The organism is Aromatoleum evansii, assembly GCF_012910805.1.
GTDB classification, from domain to species: domain Bacteria; phylum Pseudomonadota; class Gammaproteobacteria; order Burkholderiales; family Rhodocyclaceae; genus Aromatoleum; species Aromatoleum evansii.
Genome location: NZ_WTVK01000222.1, coordinates 1 through 451, shown reverse-complemented (window position 1 = coordinate 451; position 451 = coordinate 1). Strand labels below are relative to the sequence as shown.

The window sequence follows — 451 nt, the reverse complement described above, 5'->3', positions numbered from 1 at the left end:
ACGCGAAGCGGTCCTGCAGCTCCTCCGCCTTATCCAGCGCCGCCTGGGTCTCGACGGGGTTCGCCACGCGCGTGCCGTCGCCGTCGGTGTCGAACACGCTGATCGTGGTGTTGTTCAGCATCTTCTCCGCCAGCACTGGCCCGGGCACCCGCTCGGTTCCCCACTGCGCTGTGGCAGCCACGCTGCGGCGCAGCCCGGAGACATTCCACATGTCCGGGGTCGGATGTTCCACGGTCAGGTTCTGGTCGCGCAGCACCTCGCGTAGGAACTGCTGGTGCGTCTCGGCGTCGATCCACACCGCGCCGAATAGGGCCCGGATGTCCTCCATCGGCTTGGGTGGGGGTATCACCTCGCGCAGTGCTTCCACGTTCGGTGCGTACCGCGCATCCTGCTCACTGGCCTCGATCGCCGCGTCGAGTTTCACGCGCACGTTGCCGCTGAGGTACTCCGC

The 451-nt window shown here is 67.4% G+C and carries 1 protein-coding gene; it reads right to left on the bottom strand.

Annotated features, from left to right (window positions below):
* The coding region (locus tag GO615_RS28025) for a DUF8437 domain-containing protein (RefSeq protein ID WP_169133089.1) at positions 1–451 on the bottom strand (451 nt) is incomplete at both ends.